Raw genomic sequence first — 20,608 nt, forward strand, 5'->3', positions numbered from 1 at the left:
GGGGGGACAAGAGCGCTTTCAAAGTCCCCCTTTCCGCATCCCCCCTTAGTAAGGGGGGGACAAGAGCGCTTTCAAAGTCCCCCTTTCCGCATCCCCCCTTGGGGGGGCAGGGGGGGGACAAGAGCGCTTTCAAAGTCCCCCTTTCCGCATCCCCCCTTGGGGGGGCAGGGGGGGGGACAAGAGCGCTTTCAAAGTCCCCCTTTCCGCATCCCCCCTTGGGGGGGGCAGGGGGGGGTTGGGATGCGAGGGGGATCGGAATATTAGGTGTAAATATTACAGAAACCGGAGTTTTTGGTTCTAGTTGAAGGCTGAAATGCAGCATCTAGGTAAGAAATCCGGTTTTTGGGTGTAAAACTCAATTAACTTTTTGGGATAGATAGTGAGAGATAGGGCGATCGTGTAAATGATTGTTACAAAATCTGCAATTATGCGTAAAAAAGATAGGTCATTTCCGAAATATATATAGAGACTAATATTGAGGGAGGACAATTGATGAGTTTGATTGAGGATGAAGAAGGATATGGGGCTTGTGAAGTAGGGAACGACGGTAGTCAATCTAAATCTAATCAGAAGGTGAAACCAAATATGTCATCATCGCACAACGTTAAAAGACATACTGTTAAACAAGTTTTTGACCAGGTTGAGAAGATTCTGGAGGAAACTTGGCAAGAAACTGGGTTTGGGAAGGTGACAATTGAAAGTGAAAGGGAAAAGAGCAATGTGATTCGGGTAATTGTCAAGGGTTCGACTTATTATAAGTTTTTTATTGACGATGAAGAAGTTAGTAAGTGGAGTTCGAGGAAGTAGGTGCGATCGAGCTATTTCGCAATCGGGCTACCTGACTTGGGTAATGAGATAGAGAGTCTCCTCACAAAAACAGAATGTTCAGATACCCGATTTCTTTAAGCAGTCGGGTATTTAACAATGCGAGGGTTTTACGTTTAATTACGTTGTGTTATTTATCCCTTTAGGATGTTGACAAATCGACTAAGATGGTGTACCTTATCAATTTAAGGTGCATAAAGCAAAAGTGCATCTGCGCTGCAAGGCTGAGAGAGCTGTCAGCGTTAAAGTTTGAATCAACTAAATAAACACAAAACCTAGTTCGAGACTGACGAGAGGCTCAGCGGTGGGCTGGGGAAGTGGTGTTTTCGCATTATGTGCGATCGACCCTTCTCCCAGGGCTGTTTCATTGTCAGATAGATCATAGTTTTGTAGGGGTAGTGCCACCACTGTCCTACCCTCCCCGTCCACCCCTTCTCTGGCCTTTTATTTTTTGGCAACAATTAGTTTTTTTGAGGAAAAAAATATGGTGTTTTTACCCGATCGCACATCTTTTGGCAATCCCGATGCTGACATTTTCAGCAGCACTGTCAAAAAAGATGATATTTTGGGAATTCAAGGTACTGAGAAATTACCTATAAATTTAGGCGATCGTTTTTTGCCGGGGAGTCAAAGCTCTAGTATCCTTGACAGCCAGGAAATCCCAAAGATAGTTGATGATAAAAACAACGATAGTTTACTACTAAGTGTACTAAGTGATAGTAGCAATAATATATTTGCACGTAAGCCAGAAACTGCTGTTGATAATTTAGCAAGTGTCGATATTACAGGGTTAAATTCTCCTAAAAAGATAGCTAGTAATGCCAGCGAATCAGTTGCCATAGATAAATTGACTGGGGGAAGTATTGCGGCCAGTCAAATCAATTTACAAACTCCGGCAGCACCTATTTTTGAGTCAGTTAAACCGATAACGGTGATAGCAGGAGATGAATTAGAACTACCGCTGATAGCCACCGATCCTAATGGCGATCGAGTTACTTTTTCTATAGATGCCAACTCTCCCAAATTTCCCGGCAAACTCGAAGGCAGTGGCAAGCTTGTTTTTCAACCCTCCCCAGCACAGGTAGGAACTTATAAGTTTACTTTAGTTGCCACCGATGGAGAATTGAAAACTTTTCAAACGGTAACGCTGAACATTATCCCAGATCCCAATCCCAAGACACGATTGTCTGGCATTGTTCAAAATACAGATAAAGAACCTTTGCGGGGAGTGCCAATTGAATTGGGAAATTTAACAACTGTTACTGGCCCTGATGGTTCCTTTAACTTTGAATTTAATGGCGCTTTTCCTAGCGATACCATCAAAGTCAGAGGCGAAAAGCTCCAGGGTGTAGTTGCCTATCCATTTGTTGCTGAAAAATTGCCGTTGATGTTGGGTAGGGAAGCTTTTAATGGAACTAAAAATGACATCAAACGCCCGATTTATTTGCCACAGCTAGACTTGAAATCAAATACTCAGACAACTAATGCTGCTGGGGATATCACTGTTACTAACAACTCTTTAGGTGCGACGGTAGAAGTTAAGTCTGGTACTCTGCAAAGTCAAACAGGGGGAGCATTTACAGGTCAGTTAAGTATTAGTCAAGTGCCGACTGAGTTGACTCCTGCGGCACTGCCAGAAAATCTAACTCCCGGCCTTGTCGTGACAATTCAGCCAGCAGAAACGCAGTTTTTGACACCTGCACCTCTGTCGCTGCCTAATACTAATAATTTGAAGCCGGGAACGATAACCGATTTGTGGTCAATTAATCCTGCCACTGGTTTGTTTGATAATGTTGGTAAGGGTAAGGTGAGTGATGATGGTAAAACTATTGCTACCATTGAAGGTGGGATTCGGAATAGCAGTTGGCACTTTTTTGCACCGCCAGAAAACGCGAACGATCCATCTAAAAATCCTAACAATGAAAAGGATAGCAAATCTTGTCCCTTGCCTGCTACTTCTGAAGTAGAACTACATTCGGGTGCGGTTTTAGAAACTCACGATTTAGTCCCCTATCAATCCCAAGGTGCGAGTCGGGGTTTGACGTTACAATATGATTCTATGCGGGCCTATCCCCAGCCGATCGTACATTTTGGATATGATACCGTGCCTCCGAATCCGGCTTTGAAATTGATTGCTCAAATGAGCGTTAAGAGTAAGGATTTTGAGTATCAAGTGCCGGGATATAGTGGGAGTGATTTTGGACTGAAGGGGGGAGAAAATTTCTGGTCAATTCCTGCGGGTTCGCCGACTTCTGGGATTAATATTGATGCGGCTTTGCAGGCTGATTTGAGTTTCTTGCCTTCGGGTCAATACGAGTATGAATTGAAAACGGGACTGCGACAATTAACGGACAATCGCTTTACAGGTGCGATCGCGACTAGCAAGGATAAGCTGGTAGTGGTTAACAGCATGAATAGTCCTTTTGGTAGCGGTTGGGGAATCGCTGGTTTGCAAGAATTGACAGGAAATGAAGATGGTTCCGTACTGTTAATTGATGGCAATGGCACCGAAGTTTTGTTTAAACCGCCGACAGCAGCGGGTGGGGCTTATATTGCGCCTGCGGGCGATTTTTCTAAGTTAGAAAGGTTGAGTAATGGGACGTTCCGACGGACGATGACTGACCAAACAATTTACAGTTTTAATGCAGCATTAAAATTGGCAAGCGTGCGCGATCGCACGGGTAATGAAACTCGCTACCTTTACGATAATACTAATCGTCTGACACAGGTTGTTGACCCCGTAGGTTTGGCAACAACGCTGACTTATTCGGGAAATAAAGTAAGTCAAATGACTGACCCTGCGGGCCGCGTAACTCAGATGGAATATGACAAAGATGGTAATTTGACTAAAATTACCGATCCCGATGGTTCTCAGCGCAATTGGGAGTACAGCAGCAAACATTTGATGACGGCTGAAACTGATAAGCGGGGCAATCGCGAACAGGACATTTACGATTTCGCAGGCAGGGTTGATAAAGCCATTCAAAAGAATGGTAAAACCATTGATGTAACTCCTGTTCAAGTACAGGGTTTATATCGCCCAGAAGCAACGATTGACCCGACGAATGCACCTCCTGTGCAAACTGTTGAAGCGAAGGCAACAACGGTGCAAGCAGAATATGTTGATGCTAATGGAAATGCGATTACTAATATCCTCGATCAAAGAGGTCAAGTTATTGCCTCATCTGATAAAGTTGGTCAGTTACCAACTGTTGAACGCAGTGACAAGAATTTGGTAACAAAACAAACTGATGCTAAAGGAAATGTGAGTGAGTTTAGTTACGACGATCGCGGTAATTTATTAACCGCTAAAGATGCGTTATCGAAGACAAGTAAAGATAGTCAAGGGCGAGTCTTTACCTATGAAAGTAAATTCAATCAGGTAACTAGCGTTACTGATGAATTAGGGCATAAAGTTCTTTACGATATTGACCCCGCAAATGGTAATGTGCGGTCAATTACTCAAGTCGTGGGTGAAGTGGGAGGAAATGACGATCTTGTTAGTCAATTTACCTACACGCAACAGGGATTAGTTGATATCATTACTAATCCCCTTGGCAGCGTGACTGACAATGATTATGACACCCAAGGGCGGTTAATTAGAACTGTCTTTGCTAAAGGCAAGCCGGAACAAGCTGTACAACAGTTTGAATACAACCAAGCTGGTAATTTGACGGCAAGTATTGACGAAAATGGCAATCGCACTGAGTACCAATACAATGCCATGAATCAACCTGTTTTAGTGCGAGATGCTTTGGGGAATACGACAACTTTTAATTATGACAAAACGGGCAATTTGGTAACGACACAAGATGCAAAAGGTAATGTCACTCAGAATGAGTATGACAAGCTGAATCGCCTCCGCAAAACTGTCGATCCGAACCAGAAAGCAAGTTTGTTTACTTATGATGCGGTTGGTAATGTGGTATCAATTGTCGATCCGCTTGGTAATGAAACAAAAAATGTTTATGATGCCCGAAATCGCATGGTTCAAACGATTGACCCAAACAAGGGATATACTGGTTTTAGCTATGATGCTAATAACAATCTTACGGGAGTTAGCGACCCTGTTGGGAATGCGACTTTATTTAGTTACGATTCTCGCGATCGCCTGACTTCTGAGGTGAAGGATTCGCGGTACGATCTGAGTAAGTGGCAAACTCTGACTACGACTAATCCTGTTGATAAGACTGAGTTTCCTCCTAATTGGCAGTTAGCTGGAGGTGGAAAGAATGTTAATCAATCTACGAATGCGACACCGACATTTTTTGTCAGCGATTTCGATGCGATTAATCGCGAGTTTTTTGCTCAAATTTCGACTAATTCCAGTGCAGATGATGATTGGATTGGCATGGTATTTGGGTTGAAAACTGAAGGTGGGGCGGGCAGCCAATCGACACCACCACAAAATGGGCAATCAGGGGCGGGCAGCCAATCGGCACCGCCCCTACAGGGTGGGAAACCGGATAGTTACTATGTTTTGACTTGGAAACAAACGGAACAGGATATTTTTGGCAAAGCAGAAGAAGGGATTAAGTTACTGAAGGTAACGGGGGCGGCGAAAGTGCCTGATGCGGATATTGCTAGTCAGTTGAGGGCGGGACAAAATACGCCTAACGTGCAAGTTTTAGCGAGTAAAGTTGGACAGGGTACGGGATGGCAAGATAACGCACAATATGGCTTTTCTTTGAACTATCAAGCTAACGGTAAAATCGAGATTAAGATTAATGATGCCAGTGGCAAAGAGATTAATAAGATTAGCGTTACCGATCGCAATCCTTTAGGTGCTGGTAAGGTTGGTTTCTACAACCGCAGTCAACCAAATGTTAGCTATGTTGGCAGTGCTAAACCCTTTGGCAATTCGATTCAATACGAATACGATTTAGATGATAATTTGGCTGCCAAAACTGACCGGAATGAACGCCGCACTGAGTTTAATTACGACGATCTGAATCGCTTGACGGCGGAAACTTGGGTTGGTAACGATCAAACGATTAATTACAGTTACGATAAGGTAGGGAATTTAACGGCAACTAAGGATAAATTTAGTTCCCTGGCCTTTGGATATGATGGGCGCGATCGCGTGACATCTGTGAATAATGCTGGTACGCCAAATGCGCCTAATGTTTTGTTGAATTATGCCTATGATGGTGTGGGGAATGTGCGTTTTGTTGCCGATAATATTAACGGTGGCGGGGTGAATAGTTATGCTTATGACCCGCTAAATCGAGTGACGGCAATTTCTCAAAGTGGCAATGGTGTCAAGGATGATAAATTAGTCAGTTTTGGCTACAATCAAGTCGGTCAATTAGCATCAATTAACCGTTATTCGGATGTTACTGGCAAATCGTTAGTGATGGGGACTAATTACACCTATGATGCTTTAAATCGCTTGACTAGCATGACGAATGGTAATGCCACAGTTGCGCCGAAATCCTACAGTTTGAGTTATGATGATGCGAGTCGGATTAATCAAATTAGTAATCAGGATGGGGCAACAAATTACAGTTACGATAAGAATGGTCAGTTAGTTGCGGCTAATTCTAATAACCCGGTTAAACCTGCGGAAGCCTACTCTTACGATGCTAATGGGAATCGGATTGCTGCGAATACGGGTGTGTCAAATCGCCGGAATCTGCAATATGAAACTGACCCGCAAAATCAGTTACGTTCTGATGGTCAATTCAGCTATGCTTACGATAATGAGGGTAATTTAATCCGTAAAACTGAGATAGCAACTGGTAAGTTACAAGAGTATCAGTGGGATTATCGCAACCGTTTGGTGGCGGTGGTTGATAAGGCGGCGGGAGGTCAAGAAACTCAGCGAGTTGAGTTTACTTATGATGCGTTCGATCGGCGTATTACTAAGAAGGTGGGAGATAAGATTACGGATTTTGTCTATGACGGTCAAGATGTCTATGCTGATTTTGTGGATAATGATGGAAATGGTGGGAAATCGCCTGTTTTGGATCGGCGGTATTTGCATGGCCCAGGAACGGATCAAGTATTAGCTCAAGAGGATGCTAATGGTAAGGTGTTGTGGGATTTGACGGATCATTTGGGTAGTGTTTCTGATTTAGTTGATAATAGCGGTGCGGTGCAGAATCATATTATTTATGATTCGTTTGGGAATGTGTTATCGCAGAGTAATCCTGATGCGAGTAGTCGCTATTTGTTTACGGGTCGGGAGTTTGATCGGGAGACTGGGTTACAGTTTAATCGGGCACGGTATTACGATCCGGGGACGGGTAAGTTTTTGAGTGAAGATCCGATTGGGTTTGATGGTGGGGATGCGAATTTGTATGGGTATGTAAGTGGGAATCCTGTGAATTTTACCGATCCTACAGGAAAAATTCTTCCACTGTTGCTTGCTGTTATTGCTGAAGTTGCTTGGCTTGCTTTGGAGGGAGCCGTGTTGAATGCTGCGTTAGACTTCCTTCAACAAGTATATGAAACAGAAGGAAGATGCTTTTATGATTATGATTTTGAAAGAACGGGTAAAAAAGCACTTGAAGGTGCTTTCTTCGGCGCTTTAGGTGGCACAGCATTAAAACTCCTTGAATTTGGTCCCGAAATACTTCAACTGGGTAAAGAATTGGTAAAGAGTACACCTAAAGTTGTTGAAGAAATCGGTGAAGTGCTTTCCTCTTTAACAAATCGTGCTGGACAGCAGACCCTAAATCGTGCTGGACAGCAGATTTCAAAAGTTCCTATTCCTAAGAACCCTCCTGGATTTTCAGGGCAAGGGTTAACTGCTCAGCGATTAAATATAAATCTCAATCGCCCGCAGATTGTCAAAAATCCTATTTATGAAAACCCTCCTGATACATTACTTCGAGATCCAAGGTTAATTGGTCAGCAATTAAATATAATAAAATAATATAAGCTGATTAAATACCTTGCTTCGCCCCTACAGGTTTTTTGAAGCGTGATCGCTTTTATTTTGCGAAGTGCGATCTCTCCGATCTCTTTCAGTTTTAGCTGATAATTGTCAGGCCAGTTTACATCATTTGTTGGTGGGGTTGGGGCGGGTTTATATAATTTGTTGATGGGTGTCAAATATCTAGGCGAACCCGCCCCTACAGGCCTGTAAAATATGGGGATAAATTTGTAGGGGCGGGTTAAGCGATCAATTCTGTCACCCACAGATAATCTTTGTAAACCCGCCCCCACTCAACCGTGAAACTTGCTAGAATAATGCACGCGATCGCTTTTCTTTTGCGAAGGGCGATCGCTCCGATCTCTTTCAGGTTTATCTGATAATTGTCAGGCCAGTTTGCATCATTTTTTGGTGGGGTTGGGGCGGGTTTAGATAATTTGTCGATGGGTGTCAAATATCTAGGCGAACCCAACCTGCAAGGCCTGTAAAATATGAGGATAAATTTGTAGGGGTGGGTTAAGCGATCGATTCTGTCACCCACAGATAATCTTGATAAACCCGCCCCCACCCAACCGTGAAACTTGCTAGAATAATGTACGCGATCGCTTTTCTTTTGTGAGGTGCGATCGTTCCGATCTCTTTCACGTTTAGCTGAGAATTGTCAGGCCAGTTTGCATCATTTGTTGGTGGGGTTGGGGCGGGTTTTTATAATTTGTCGATGGGTGTCAAATATCTAGGCGAACCCAACCTGCAAGGCCTGTAAAATATGAGGATAAATTTGTAGGGGCGGGTTAAGCGATCGATTCTGTCACCCACAGATAATCTTGATAAACCCGCCCCCACCTAACCGTGAAACTTGCTAGAATAATGTACGCGATCTCTTTTCTTTTGCGAAGTGCGATCATTCCGATCTCTTTCAGGTTTAGCTGATAATTGTCAGGCCAGTTTGCATCATTTGTTGGTGGGGTTGGGGCGGGTTTATATAATTTGTCGATGGGTGTCAAATATCTAGGCGAACCCGCCCCTACAAGCCTGTAAAATATGAGGATAAATTTGTAGGGGCGGGTTAACCAATCAATTCTGTCACCCACAGATAATCTTGATAAACCCGCCCCCACCACACTGTGAAACTGGCTATAACAATGTACGCGATACGGTTTTTCCATCCATGTTTATCTGTGGTAAAAAAGGGCGATCGCTTTTCTTTTGTGAGGTGCGATCGCTCATTCCACACATTGTAAATAAAAATGATAGACTGATATTGTCCTAAAATCCAGGTCAATCCACCATGTCAACCTTGTCAATTGAAGAAAGAGTCGCCGCGCTAGAAGCTGAAGTCGTACAGATTAGACAGAAGGTAGCAAGTCCAGAAGTTCCGGTAACGCCTTGGTGGGAAAAAATCGCAGGGACTTTCGCCCAAGATTCAGTTTACAATGAAGCTATGAAATTGGGTCATCAATATCGGCGATCGCTCCGCCGTCGATCTCCCCTAAAACGCAAGGCTAATCATGTACATTCTTGATACAGATTCTTTAAGTATCCTCGAACATAGTGGGGAAAATGCACGGCGTTTGTTAGCTAAACTCTCTACCCTGCAAGCCGATGAGTTATCAGTAACCATTATCAGCTATGAAGAACAAATGCGCGGTTGGTTGAGCTATCTTGCCAGATCCAGATCGATTCAAGCACAAGTTGAAGCTTATAAACGCTTGAAAAAGCAATTAGAAAATTATTGTGCTATCTCAGTCATTGAGTTTGATGAAAAGTCTGCTACCGAATTCCAACGTCTGAAAAAGCTGTATCCTCGCCTGGGTTCGATGGATTTGAAGATTGCGGCGATCGCCATAGCTAATGATGCGATACTTCTCACTCGTAACTTAACAGACTTCGGGCAGATTCAGGAATTACGTGCTGAAGATTGGACAGTTTAAATTCATTATCCTAATAAGGAGTTATGAAAATGAAATTTCCCTTGTTTAAAAGAGTAGCATTACGAGCAGATGTACCCAAGTACAAACTCTGTCGAGGAGATATTGCCACTATTGTTGAGCATCATCCCCACCCCGATGAGGATGGCTACAGTCTTGAAGTTTTTAATGCTTTAGGTGAAACTATAGCTGTAATTACTTTAGCTGAGTCGGAAATAGAACCGTTGATGTCTAATGAAGTTTTGCGTGTCAGGACTTTGACTGAGGCTGCATAAATCAATATCTAATACTCACCGCTTTTCTTTTGCGAAGTGCGATCGCTCCGATCTCTTTCAGGTTTAACTGATAATTGTCAGGCCAGTTTGCATCATTTGTTGGTGGGGGTTGGGGCGGGTTTATATAATTTGTCGATGGGTGTCAAATATCTAGGCGAACCCGCCCCTACAGGCCTGTAAAATATGAGGATAAATTTGTAGGGGCGGGTTAACAGATCGATTCTGTCACCCACAGATAATCTTGATAAACCCGCCCCCACCCAACCGTGAAACTGGCTACAACAATGTACGCGATACGGTTTTTTCATCCATGTTTATCTGGGGTGAAAAAGCGCAATTCCTTTGATGTCAATATCAATGTGGGGGCGATCGCATTGGACACGAAAATATCGCTATCGCTTTTCTTTTGTGAAGTGCGATCGCCTTTCTGGATGGGAAGGGCGATCGCTGTTGCTGTTAGATAGGCTGCGATCGCGATTCGAGAAACAAACTAATATCGACTTGGAAAAAGTCGGCGATTTTTCTGGCTTCATCTATTTCGATCGCCCTTCGATTAACCATAATTTCCTCAACCTCTCTTTCTGTTCCAAAAAATGGAATCAAGTCAGATTTATCTAAATTTCTCGCATCCATTAAATGTCGCAACATAGAGGCAGAGTTCCCTGCGGTCATTGGATAATTTTCAGATTCAAATTTTTCAATCAACGTTATTAAAAGCTCCAGAAATAGATCTTCCTCCGGCGATCGCGCAGGGCGGTGTTCCAGTTCGCAAGCGAGAGCGATCGCTGCATCGTTTTCTGCGCCCGTTGCGATCGGTTTTGGTTGATATCGAACAAGTAAATCTGTATAAGATTTTGCATCAAAAGTACGGATCATTTTTCCACTCATCCTTATCATACTCAGCGTGAGTCAAAACATATTTGATGTAGATCCTTTGAGAATCGTAAACCAAATCAACTATCAGCCGATATCGATTTCCCTTAATATTAAATACGGTAAAATTTCCGACTGATTCAGCTTTTGGATAAATCTGCTGAACATCAATTAGGTTCTGCCATTGGGCTTTACTTGACACTCTATACCAGTCATAAAGTGCATCACAGGAATCCGCATGGCTTTCACAGAAATCTCGTAGGATTTTTCGGCTGATAACACGCATTTCACCCTTTTTTTCTAAACTATACCAAATTTTGCTCGGAACTTACGCATTTGTCATATTATAAACATTTGTAAGTGCGATCGCCTTTATTTATCTTGTCCTAAACACTGGCAGAATGTATGGCATCAAAACCCAAAAATACCCAATACCCAACTCCCAAAACTACCTTTTCCAATACCTGCGCCAATGAAACAAATTTTCCCATAAATTACGCATAAAAGTATTGCGACGGAAACGCTCTAATTCCCAAGCCGCAGCAGTTTTCCCAGTAATCTCCGAAAAAGTAGACCCAATAAAAGGAAGTTCCGCGATCGCCCCAACAGTCATTCCCTGACGCACAGCCAAAGCCATAACATGAATCAACTCAGCAGCATTTGGCCCCACAATACTCGCCCCCAAAATCTCCCCATTACCCCGTCCCACAATCTTACAAAAACCAGTCATCTCCCCACATATTTGAGCCTTTTCAACATTCTTAAAATATTCCCGACTCACAATAATATCATCACCAAAACGACGCCTTGCTTGCGCCTCAGTCAAACCAACCCTCGCCAACTGCGGTTCAGAAAAAATAGCCCAAGGAATCCCGCGATAATCAATTTTTAACCTCGGCAAAAACAAAGCATTTTTCACAGCCACCAAAGCTTCGGAATTAGCAATGTGAGGGAACGCATAACCGCCAGCAACATCACCAATTCCATAAATCTGAGGATTAGTTGTTTGCAATTTCTCATTTAAAATCAATCCCTGGTGATTGCATTTAGCACCAGTCGCTTCTAGATTTAATGATTGAAAATTAGGCTTGCGCCCCGCAGCGATAAAAATCTCCTCAGTTTCGATCGCCCAATCCCCCGCTTGAACCCACTTCCTCCCATCAATCGCTCTAGTTTGAGTCACCTCAGTAGCCGTCAAAATCCGCACTCCTTGGGCTTCCATCGCAGCTTGAACCAAGCCAGCAGCCTCTGGCTCCTCTTTCGCCAAAATACGCGAACCCTTCACCACCAGCGTCACAGCCACCCCTAATCGAGCAAAAGTTTGAGCCACTTCGACACCGCTAGGATCTGCACCAATTACGACCAAACTTTTAGGAACTTGTTTAAGTTTTGCTAATTTCCAGACAGTTTCCGAAGTGAAATAACCAACAGACAAAAGTCCTTCAATAGGGGGAATCGCCGGGAGACTGGGACAAGCCAGCAAATAACCAAGCGATCGCAATTTCCGCCCATTGACAGCAAAAGCCAAATCTGGTTTCACCACAAACTCGCCATCACCACAAATAACATCAACCCCGCGAGTCGCCAAAATACCCAAATCGTTGATTTGGGACAAATTAGAAACAACACCTTCTGTCCACTGCATCACCTCATCAAACCGCAATTCCCTGGGCATTTCCGAATTAGTATTGTCCCAACGTACACCGAATTTCTGGTTAGTGATTTGTTCAGCAAATCGGCCACTCTCACTCAAAACTTGGTTGTATTGCAAACTTAAGGCGATCGCATCTTGGCCCGCCGTCGGCAAACTTTGTAAATCACTCAAGGGTTCCACCAAAGCAACACGAGCTTGGAAACCACTTGCAGTCAAAGCAGCATAGCGTCCGGCCGTCGTACCACCAATTATTACTAAATCGTAGTCAATCATAAATTGTCAGTTGGCAGTTGGCAGTTGGCAGTTGGCAGTTGGCAGTTGGCAGTTGGCAGTTGGCAGTTGGCAGTTGGCAGTTGGCAGTTGGCAGTTGGCAGTTGGCAGTTGATAGTTGTCGGTTATTATTAATTATTTGTTATTGGTTATTGGTTATTGGTTATTTGTTATTTTTTGTCAACGGACAACTGTCAACTGTCAACGGACAACTGTCAACCGTCAACCGTCAACCGTCAACTGTCAACGGACAAATGACTTCTTTAAGTGCAGAAATTAGTCGTAGATTGTCTGCCCGAGCGCGCACAGCCACCCGAAAAAAGCGATCGCCCAACTCAGGAAAACTCAAACAATCCCGAATTAAAATCCGGTGACGTTCCAGCAGACTTTGTTGAATCACCGCCACCGAAACCGACGACTCCACCAACAAAAAATTAGCCGCCCCCGGAAACGGCTGCAAACCCGGTAAACTAGCCAAACCCTCAAATAGCTCTTGGCGAGCCACAGGTAGCCAATCCCAGGTTTGCCGTTCAAAAACAACATCTCGCACCACAGCAGCCGCCGCAGCCGCCGCCAGAGCGTTCACAGGCCAAGGATCGCGCTGTAACTGCCAGCGACGGAGGCGATCGGGATGGGCGATCGCACAGCCCAACCGCAGTCCCGGCAGAGAATAGAATTTAGTGAGCGATCGTAAAATCACCAAATTCGGAAACTCCGCCACAGCATCGATCGAACTCTCCTGTTGTTCCGGCGGTAGAAAGTCCATAAAAGCCTCATCTACCACCACCAGACCCAACTGCTCCACATAAGGCCCAATCGCCTCCCTACTGAACAGCAAACCCGTAGGATTATGCGGATTATTCAGCAGCAAAGCTCGATCGCGATTCAGAGCAAGAGGCACCGGGACTTCTTTAGGAAGAGGAAAGATGCCTGTTGCACAAGAAAATTCATTTCTTGTGGAATGGGCATCTTGCCCGTTATTGACCATGGTGCCAGATGTAAGATCCAAAGGACATTCCAGCACCTTTGTGCCGAAAGCCAAAAGAGCCCGCCAGTAATCACCAAAAGCCGGAGTCACCAAATAAGTTGCTTCCAGCTTCGACAAATCCCAAGCCGCCCAAGTCAACAATTCCGCCGAACCATTCCCAGGCAAAACCCAATCCGGGTCAACATTCAAAGCCTCACCCAAAACAGCCCTCAGTTGTCCATAATCAGGGTCTGGGTAAGCAGTCAGACTGCCCAGGTGTGTTTGAATCGCATCCAGAGCCGACTTAGGCGGGCCCAAAGGACTGATACTGGCAGAAAAATCGAGAATAGCAGAAGCAGGGCAACCAGCCAGTGTGGCTGCCCAAGCTAAATTCCCACCGTGAACAGGTCTAGTCAAAGCTTAGTTTGCCGATATTTAGGAGTCTTTATCCGGTGCAACTCTGTCCTTAAACAATTTCCCTGCGGAAAAAGCAGGAACTCTGGTAGCCGGAATTTCCATTTTAGCGCCTGTTTTGGGATTGCGACCCTCACGAGCCTTGCGTTCCCGTGACTCAAAGGAGCCAAAACCGACCAATGTCACCTTGTCGCCGTCGGAGACAGCTTCCATGATTGCTTCCAAAGCGGCACTCAAAACGGCATCTGCCTGTTTTTTCGTCACGCTAGCCTTTTCCGCGACTGCATCAACCAATTCACCTTTGTTCATTACGAACTCCTTCTGGATTTGCAAAATACGTTCAACAGATTTCAACTATTAGCTGTGAGTTATCAACTGGATTCGGCCCTGCTTGGGGAGGTTTCGGTTGTACCCGATCGCCCCTGTCGGCTGCGCCGAATCATAACTCCTGCTGAATACTAACTACCCTAGAGTAATTGGTCAGAAAAGGAATTTTCATTTTTAATTGCTGAAAACCCCACAGCATCTAATTTTCACTGCATTATTCTAAAGTCTTCCCGACCGTTATGGATCGGTGGAACCTTTAATTTATATGGATTTGGACAATTTTTAGAATTAATCCATAAATTTGGTTACAAAAATACCACCTTGGAGAGTCGATTTCTCGCCTCGGTGGATTTGAAATCAGGAACAAAACAGAAACAGAAGGAACAAAATGTAATTTGTCAACAGCTAAAAGGAGATATTTTGTCCTCCTAAGAAACTCGCAGGGGAGAGGGGGAGAGAGGGAGAGGGGAGAGGGGGAGAGAGGGAGAGGGGGAGAAGGGGAGAGGGGGAGAGAGGGAGAGAGAGGGGGAGAAGGGGAGAGGGGGAGAAAGGGAGAGAGAGGGGGAGAAAGAGTTTTTTCATCCATAACGGGTGATCCGCCTCCGTGGAAAGCTCTCAAGAGGACTAATTAGTTCTTCAGTCCTCTTGAGAGGACTTTCGCTTTGAGGCAGGGGTTTCAACCCTTGCCGGACTATGGGTTGTACCTTAAATTGACACCAACCGTCAACCGTCAACTGTCAACCGCCAACAAACTACTACCTAGGTTGGATCGGCTGACCCCGCTGCAACAGTTGGCGGGCGTCGGGACTGATGTTGTTTTGATAGCCAAAGTTCGATCGATCGCTATCATCCAAAATCTGCGGTGTCAGCAATACAATCACTTCCGCCCGCTGGTTAGTCTTGTTAGTCTTCCTGAACAGCGAACCGATAATCGGCAAATCTCCCAAAATTGGAATCTTGTTTGCTTCAATCTTTTCTTGGTCGCTAATAATCCCCGAAATAATCAAAGTCTGACCATCCCGCAGGCGAATTAGTCCCGATTGCAAAGAACGTTCAGAAAGCAGTCTGATCTTATTGGTATTCCCGCCAGTGATCAGGTCTTGAATGGGACCCAATCCCCTGACGACCGGGTTGACCCGCAGAGAAACAAAACCGTTGTCATCCACCCGATCGACTGCCACACTCAACTGCAAACCAGCCTTGTCTTTAACCGCCGTCACTGTTGTGGTGCTGTTATTCCCAGTAGTCTGCGTTTGCGTTGTGATGTTACTAATCACCTCATCGGTAATATTCACATTAGCGGTTTCCCCTTCTTGCACAACCAGAGTCGGGTCAGTCAGGATTTTAGCGTTTTGGCTTTGAATAGTTGCCGTCAACGCAGACAGCAACCTCCTCGGATACTGCAACAATGGGAACAAGCCAAAAAGTGCAGTTCCCGAACTGGTCGCTCCTCCAGGTGTGTAATCCGTAATTCCAACTTGTGTGGGGCTATTACTAATTGGGGCTGTCGGCTGGAGGAACACACCTTTAGCTGGACCGTTGACACCTTGACCTGTCAACGGTACAACAACCCTGCCGTTGGCATCGTAGAAGGTATTCGGAATAGTGGTTCCTATGGGGTTGGTGACGATCGGCGGAGTTGATCGATTACCATTCGTCAGATCGGTGCCACTAGCCGGCTGCAAGCCACCAAAATTGAGACTTGCCGACCCACCATCATTCACGAAGAAATTGTTATTAATTCCGAAAGAGAAACTGCTATTACTTCTGTTATCTCCCAACAAATTGATATCGATCACCTTGACATTCACCGCCACTTGACGGCGGCGCAAATCTAGCTGCGTCAAGAAATTTACAGCGACATCAACCTTGCGCGGCTCTCCCACCAAAGTGATGGAATTGAGCCTCGCATCGGCCAGCACCGACAGTCCCCTCAACAATAACGGGCCATTGCCATCCTTAGCCCCGATCGCCTTAATATCAGGTTCCCGAATTTCCACATCCCGCGCCGCATTACCCTGACCCACCGTTTGAATAGTCACGCGAGTAATCGGGAGTTGAGTTTCGGCACCTTGAGCGCTCAAAAAGTTAGCTGCATCCGTAGACCGAACTTGATTCAGTCGCAGAGTCCGAACGATAATATTCCGCGAGTCCAGTGGCAGATTAGTACCTACAAAAATCGTCCGTCCCACCCGATTAGCTTGCAGCCCACTCAGGCGGAGTACGTAGTTAAAGACATCCTGCACCGACTCATTTTCGATGTCCAAAGAAATCTTCGGCCCTTCATCCGAACCTCCTGCTGCACCCGCCGTCGGTGCAGCCGCTGGCTGGCCTGGCTGACCAGGAGCGCCGCCACCTGTAAAAGCAATATTCAGCCCAGCAGCACGAGCCAGTAGAGCCAACACGTCCCGAACAGGGGCATCCCGTAGGACTAACCGAGGGATGCGTTCTCCCGAACTCAGCTCGATATTTCCCGCCGCTGGAGCGATGTTAGAAACGGAGATATCTCCTAGGGGTGGAGCAACGGCCCGCGGTAGGAAAGGCGCGGCCTGACTTGTCGGAGATTGAATTTCGCTGGGGAGTGGTGGGCGATCGTTTCTAGTGATTGTAACTTCAGGATTTTGCAAGACCACGTTCGGGTTTTGCGCTGTACGGATTTGGGGACCCGGCACAGGGGCTGTTTGGCTCAGGGGCAGGCTAGGAGGTGGTGGCGGTGCAGCTTGAGTAGATTGCGGTGTACCGCCCTGTCTGGCAACGCTCAGAACGATGCCATTGCCTTGTCCCTGAACGATTTGTCCGCTGGGAACGCCGTTAGTGCCTGTCACCAACACGCGGATGCTGTTAGCGTCTGCCGGGGTGACTTCTACTGAAGAAATGCCAGGAGCTGGGTTTTCTTGCCGGAATGTGCTGCCTTGGCTTAAGCGGAGCTGGGTATTGATGATTGTGGCTTGGTAGGTATTGCCATTATTAATGGCGAAGACTTGCGGGCGATCGCCCTTTTCCGTCGCCAACACAATATTTACCCCATTATTGGCTTGACTTACTTGCACTCCTGTGACCTGAGTTGGCGCTGCCCAAACGGGGGCTTGGGCCATCATCACTCCCGCCACACTGCTAAAGAGTCCTCCAGTTAATCGTAGATGCTGTTTCACGTTCGCTCCTCAAATAAACTTTATGAATTATTGTCTGTTAGCTGCTGGGTATTCTGTTTTTTTAGATGGGCTTAACTAGCTGCTTATTTAGCAACAGGAGTTGCCGCTGCACTGGGACTTGGAGTCGGTGTCGGCAGTTTTTCCTCTTGTTTTAACGGCAGCAGTGCGTGTAAATCAAAAGCAGTTTTAATTTTAGTTTCCGGTGGCTGGATGGGGACTATTTTCCCTTTCAAAACGTCAACTTCTATGGTCTGATTTGCTTCTGCCAATTCAGATTTCAAATTTCTCACTACCAACAGCGACTGCATCAATTCCAAGTTACGCATAAAGCTGCGGGTTTGAGCAAAATTCCCTTCAAACTCTACCTTATATTTTTTGCGTCTGAGCTTGCCAGCCAGAGAAGACCCAAAAGACGTATCTTTTAGAATATCAGGGTCTGTGGCTCCAGGTCCGGTAGCAGACGGTGCTGTTGCCGGCAAGATATCTGGCTCAAATTTTGTGAGTTTAGCTTTGCCCTGATCCCCTTGTACGCCTGCGTTGATTTTGTTCACCAGTTGATTCATGTCCAGCAACAAGGTGGTGCTACCCTCGTCACTAGCAAACATTGCCGTCACCTCTGCCCTGCGCTGTTTTGCTTCTTCTTGTTTGGCTTCTGCTTCTGCCCTTTTTTTAATTTGAGCTTGCAAGTTCAGTTGCGTTTCTTTCCCTTCGCTAATTTTTTGCTTGATGTCGGCGCTTTTCTGTATTTCTGGCATCACAAACTGTGTACCGATGTAGCCGGCCACTCCGAGGCCGAGAACAGCGATAGCTATTGCTTGAACTTGGGGTGTCAGCTTAATCCCGAATAGTTCCTGACTAGATGAATCTTGTCCTTGTTCTCCGCTGGGAATAAACTCATTTGCTGCTGTCATGGTTTTTTAACTTCTCCTTTTTGTTCGCTTTTTGGTGTTTCTATCACTCCTTTTTCTTGAAGTGTTTCTATCCGTATTGCCAGCCCATCTGCTTGCTGACTCCGCAGTTCGGGAAGCAACTCAGAGGCCACTGTCGGACTGAGGCTGGTTTCAATTTTATATTCCACCACCGGCCGCAGTTTAGGAATTTCTACCGCACCTAGGGCGCTTTGGTTCCGTACTTGTACTTGTGCGGGGTTGTTTTTTAAGGTGGCTGCTAGCAGTCTGGTATCAGTATTGAGGAAAAAAGGAGAGCGTTGAACTAGCAGCATGAAGTCGTTAACTTGAGCGAAGGTACTGGCGACTCCAGAAATTACTACCTTTGATGGCTGAACCGGGGCTACGGGGGTGGCAACTGCCACTGGGGTAGCGCTGGCTGCTGGGGAAGGACTCCCTCCGGCTGGGGACGGGCTGGCTGCTGGGGTGGCTGCGGGTGGAGGGGGAGCTGCTGCTACTGGGGACGGACTGGGGTCTATTTGCTCGATTTTGGCAATTTTCACTCCAGCGGGAGTGCGGTTACTTAGGTCTTGCAGCATTGCCGACCAAGGTTTAATTTGGTCGAATACTCCTGCTAATGCTTTGTATTCTGCGGTAACTTTATCGGTTTCGCTGTTGATGGCTTTGATGGCACTGGCTTGAGTGTTTAATTTTGCCACTTCTTGGTCGAGGGCTGTTTGTACTGCACTCAAGCCATTATTTTCGTTAGTGGCCCACCACCAGGCACCCATGACGGCGACGTTGATGCCCATGGCAAAGAGCACGGCACCAATTAAGGGAAGTTGGTCTTTGGTAGAGCCCGAACCTTTTTTGGTTGGAGCTTGGCTGGGTTCGTCCTGTTTGTATTCGGGACGGTCTCTGAGAAAGTTAATATCTAGGCTGTACATGGCTTTACTCGATTTGAGATTTTAAATTTGAGATTTTAATTGTCTGTTCACAAAACCTCCCTTAGTCCTAAACCTAAAGCTACTCCTAAACCTGCTCGCTGTTCTGGGCTAATTTCTTCGCTGACTTCGAGTCCTAGGGTGTCGATGGGATCTACTTGAGAAGCCGGCAAGCTTAATCTTTGCATGAAAAATTCATCTAGTTTGCCGATCGCAGCTCCTGGCCCTGCTAACAGGAGTTGTGCTACTTCTAGTTCTTCGCTCTGGTTGAGATAAAAGTCTACTGAACGACGCAGTTCGTCTGCGAGTTCTCCCAAGACTTTAATCATCGCATTTGTACCCGGATTTGCATCCCCTGATGTCCCCATTGTATCTGTTACTGGTAAGGTCATGCCTTGTAGTTCGCTGGTGTCTCTGGTTGGTGGCAGATTCATGGCTTCGTTGAGGGCAGTCTGGATTTGGTAAGTGCCGATCGGGATGGTACGGTTGAATTGTGGTATGCCGTCCACTACTATAGCTAACTCGGTGCTGTCAAATTCTATATCTGTCAAGACTGCTGCCTCTTGGGAGGAAAATTGTTGCAGTTGGTCTTTGAGGGTGCGGATCAGGGCAAAGCTGGTTACTTCTAGCACGTCTATAATCAGTCCGGCTTCTTTGAAGGTTTCTAGATAGGTGTCTGTCACTTCTTTGCGGGTTGCTACGAGTACAACTTGCACTTTTTCTACGCCGTCGTCATCGACAAATAGGCCGATTTTTTGATAGTCTACGTCGGCATCTTCTCTGGGAAATGGCAAGTATAGCCCTGCTTCTGAATTCATGTATTCTCGCAGTTCTTCGTTGTTGAGTTCTGATGGGACTGGAATTAACCGAATCACGGCTTCCCGTCCGGGAATGGCTGTGGCTACGTGCTTGGCTTTGATTTTGTTTTCGGCGAGGACTGAACGTATCAGTTCTGCCATCCCTGGCGGGTCGGCTATTTGTCCTTCTTGTACTATGTCTTCTGGTACTTCTATGGAGGCTAATGTGGCTATTTTTAATGCCTGAGCTTTCTTTTCCAGTTGAATGATGTTGATGCGGTCTGAGGCTAGTTCGATGCCGATTCCGGGCTGGCGTCTGGAAATTAGATTTTTGAAAAAGTTAACCATGTGATTGGGTCGCTGGTAATTGCTATTTTCTTTAACTTGTGCTTGGCCAGCCTGAGTCAGCAGTTGG

Annotated in this window: 18 protein-coding genes; 7 read left to right on the top strand and 11 right to left on the bottom strand. The window is 45.8% G+C overall.

Features of this window, described 5'->3' with window-relative positions; genetic code table 11:
* The first annotated feature begins 492 nt into the window (after window positions 1–492).
* Together AAFP11_RS06785 and AAFP11_RS06790 are read left to right on the top strand one after the other, a co-directional pair.
* Entirely contained in the window at window positions 493–807 is a 315-nt protein-coding gene (locus AAFP11_RS06785; protein WP_340526368.1) for a hypothetical protein, read from the top strand.
* 502 nt (window positions 808–1,309) lie between these two features.
* Entirely contained in the window at window positions 1,310–7,705 is a 6,396-nt protein-coding gene (locus AAFP11_RS06790) for an RHS repeat-associated core domain-containing protein (protein WP_341736338.1), read from the top strand.
* 516 nt (window positions 7,706–8,221) lie between these two features.
* Here the strand turns inward: AAFP11_RS06790 and AAFP11_RS06795 are convergent.
* Entirely contained in the window at window positions 8,222–8,350 is a 129-nt protein-coding gene (locus AAFP11_RS06795) for a hypothetical protein (protein WP_341736339.1), read from the bottom strand.
* A gap of 421 nt (window positions 8,351–8,771) precedes the next feature.
* Window positions 8,772–8,987 carry a hypothetical protein gene (locus AAFP11_RS06800; RefSeq protein ID WP_341736340.1) on the bottom strand — a complete coding sequence of 72 codons (216 nt, stop codon included), beginning with the start codon at window positions 8,985–8,987 and terminating at the stop codon, window positions 8,772–8,774.
* A gap of 6 nt (window positions 8,988–8,993) precedes the next feature.
* Here AAFP11_RS06800 and AAFP11_RS06805 point away from each other — a divergent pair, with 6 nt between their 5' ends.
* The 4 genes from AAFP11_RS06805 to AAFP11_RS06820 all read left to right on the top strand — a co-directional run bounded on the left by AAFP11_RS06805 (window position 8,994) and on the right by AAFP11_RS06820 (window position 10,372).
* Window positions 8,994–9,227, top strand: coding sequence for a hypothetical protein (locus tag AAFP11_RS06805; RefSeq protein WP_341736341.1), 234 nt, complete (start codon window positions 8,994–8,996; stop codon window positions 9,225–9,227).
* A complete protein-coding gene (locus tag AAFP11_RS06810; protein WP_341736342.1) occupies window positions 9,214–9,636 on the top strand; it encodes a PIN domain-containing protein in 423 nt (140 codons plus the stop codon). The genes AAFP11_RS06805 and AAFP11_RS06810 overlap by 14 nt, the downstream gene beginning before the upstream one ends.
* A 29-nt stretch (window positions 9,637–9,665) precedes the next feature.
* Complete coding sequence (locus AAFP11_RS06815) at window positions 9,666–9,908, top strand: DUF4926 domain-containing protein (RefSeq protein WP_341736343.1); 243 nt, start codon at window positions 9,666–9,668, stop codon at window positions 9,906–9,908.
* A 284-nt stretch (window positions 9,909–10,192) separates the two neighbouring features.
* On the top strand, window positions 10,193–10,372 hold the full coding sequence (locus tag AAFP11_RS06820; protein ID WP_341736344.1) for a hypothetical protein: 180 nt from the start codon (window positions 10,193–10,195) through the stop codon (window positions 10,370–10,372).
* Here AAFP11_RS06820 and AAFP11_RS06825 read toward each other — a convergent pair.
* The 3 genes from AAFP11_RS06825 to AAFP11_RS06835 all read right to left on the bottom strand — a co-directional run bounded on the left by AAFP11_RS06825 (window position 10,365) and on the right by AAFP11_RS06835 (window position 12,708).
* Entirely contained in the window at window positions 10,365–10,784 is a 420-nt protein-coding gene (locus AAFP11_RS06825) for a transcriptional regulator (protein ID WP_341736345.1), read from the bottom strand. The genes AAFP11_RS06820 and AAFP11_RS06825 overlap by 8 nt on opposite strands.
* Window positions 10,768–10,983, bottom strand: a complete 216-nt coding sequence (locus AAFP11_RS06830; RefSeq protein ID WP_341736463.1) for a type II toxin-antitoxin system HigB family toxin — start codon at window positions 10,981–10,983, stop codon at window positions 10,768–10,770. The genes AAFP11_RS06825 and AAFP11_RS06830 overlap by 17 nt, the downstream gene beginning before the upstream one ends.
* Window positions 10,984–11,229: 246 nt before the next feature.
* A complete protein-coding gene (locus AAFP11_RS06835; RefSeq protein WP_341736346.1) occupies window positions 11,230–12,708 on the bottom strand; it encodes an NAD(P)/FAD-dependent oxidoreductase in 1,479 nt (492 codons plus the stop codon).
* A gap of 3 nt (window positions 12,709–12,711) precedes the next feature.
* Here AAFP11_RS06835 and AAFP11_RS06840 point away from each other — a divergent pair, with 3 nt between their 5' ends.
* Entirely contained in the window at window positions 12,712–12,840 is a 129-nt protein-coding gene (locus AAFP11_RS06840; RefSeq protein WP_341736347.1) for a hypothetical protein, read from the top strand.
* Between the two features lie 94 nt (window positions 12,841–12,934).
* Here AAFP11_RS06840 and cobD read toward each other — a convergent pair whose 3' ends face one another.
* The 6 genes from cobD to pilM all read right to left on the bottom strand — a co-directional run bounded on the left by cobD (window position 12,935) and on the right by pilM (window position 20,541).
* A complete protein-coding gene (cobD, locus tag AAFP11_RS06845) occupies window positions 12,935–14,089 on the bottom strand; it encodes a threonine-phosphate decarboxylase CobD (protein ID WP_341736348.1) in 1,155 nt (384 codons plus the stop codon).
* An 18-nt stretch (window positions 14,090–14,107) separates the two neighbouring features.
* Entirely contained in the window at window positions 14,108–14,413 is a 306-nt protein-coding gene (locus AAFP11_RS06850; RefSeq protein WP_341734161.1) for an HU family DNA-binding protein, read from the bottom strand.
* Window positions 14,414–15,168: 755 nt separating this feature from the next.
* Entirely contained in the window at window positions 15,169–17,565 is a 2,397-nt protein-coding gene (locus AAFP11_RS06855) for an AMIN domain-containing protein (RefSeq protein WP_341736349.1), read from the bottom strand.
* Window positions 17,566–17,648: 83 nt separating this feature from the next.
* The gene (locus AAFP11_RS06860; RefSeq protein ID WP_341736350.1) at window positions 17,649–18,476 is read right to left on the bottom strand and encodes a pilus assembly protein PilO; all 828 of its coding nucleotides are present in this window, start codon (window positions 18,474–18,476) and stop codon (window positions 17,649–17,651) included.
* Window positions 18,473–19,399, bottom strand: coding sequence for a PilN domain-containing protein (locus AAFP11_RS06865; RefSeq protein ID WP_341736351.1), 927 nt, complete (start codon window positions 19,397–19,399; stop codon window positions 18,473–18,475). The genes AAFP11_RS06860 and AAFP11_RS06865 overlap by 4 nt, the downstream gene beginning before the upstream one ends.
* A 47-nt stretch (window positions 19,400–19,446) precedes the next feature.
* Window positions 19,447–20,541: a type IV pilus assembly protein PilM gene (gene pilM / locus AAFP11_RS06870; RefSeq protein WP_341736464.1), complete on the bottom strand. Its 1,095-nt coding sequence runs from the start codon at window positions 20,539–20,541 to the stop codon at window positions 19,447–19,449.
* Between the last annotated feature and the right edge of the window lie 67 nt (window positions 20,542–20,608).

The sequence above is a fragment of the Microcoleus sp. CAWBG640 genome (assembly GCF_020883015.1).
GTDB lineage: Bacteria > Cyanobacteriota > Cyanobacteriia > Cyanobacteriales > Microcoleaceae > Microcoleus > Microcoleus anatoxicus.

Coding starts and splice junctions, on each gene's coding strand:
- AAFP11_RS06860 (WP_341736350.1), bottom strand. CDS start 18,476: ATGACAGCAGCAAATGAGTTTATTCCCAGCGGAGAACAAGGACAAGAT.
- AAFP11_RS06810 (WP_341736342.1), top strand. CDS start 9,214: ATGTACATTCTTGATACAGATTCTTTAAGTATCCTCGAACATAGTGGG.
- AAFP11_RS06820 (WP_341736344.1), top strand. CDS start 10,193: ATGTACGCGATACGGTTTTTTCATCCATGTTTATCTGGGGTGAAAAAG.
- pilM (WP_341736464.1), bottom strand. CDS start 20,541: ATGGTTAACTTTTTCAAAAATCTAATTTCCAGACGCCAGCCCGGAATC.
- AAFP11_RS06835 (WP_341736346.1), bottom strand. CDS start 12,708: ATGATTGACTACGATTTAGTAATAATTGGTGGTACGACGGCCGGACGC.
- AAFP11_RS06785 (WP_340526368.1), top strand. CDS start 493: ATGAGTTTGATTGAGGATGAAGAAGGATATGGGGCTTGTGAAGTAGGG.
- AAFP11_RS06865 (WP_341736351.1), bottom strand. CDS start 19,399: ATGTACAGCCTAGATATTAACTTTCTCAGAGACCGTCCCGAATACAAA.
- AAFP11_RS06805 (WP_341736341.1), top strand. CDS start 8,994: ATGTCAACCTTGTCAATTGAAGAAAGAGTCGCCGCGCTAGAAGCTGAA.
- AAFP11_RS06825 (WP_341736345.1), bottom strand. CDS start 10,784: ATGATCCGTACTTTTGATGCAAAATCTTATACAGATTTACTTGTTCGA.
- AAFP11_RS06815 (WP_341736343.1), top strand. CDS start 9,666: ATGAAATTTCCCTTGTTTAAAAGAGTAGCATTACGAGCAGATGTACCC.
- AAFP11_RS06790 (WP_341736338.1), top strand. CDS start 1,310: ATGGTGTTTTTACCCGATCGCACATCTTTTGGCAATCCCGATGCTGAC.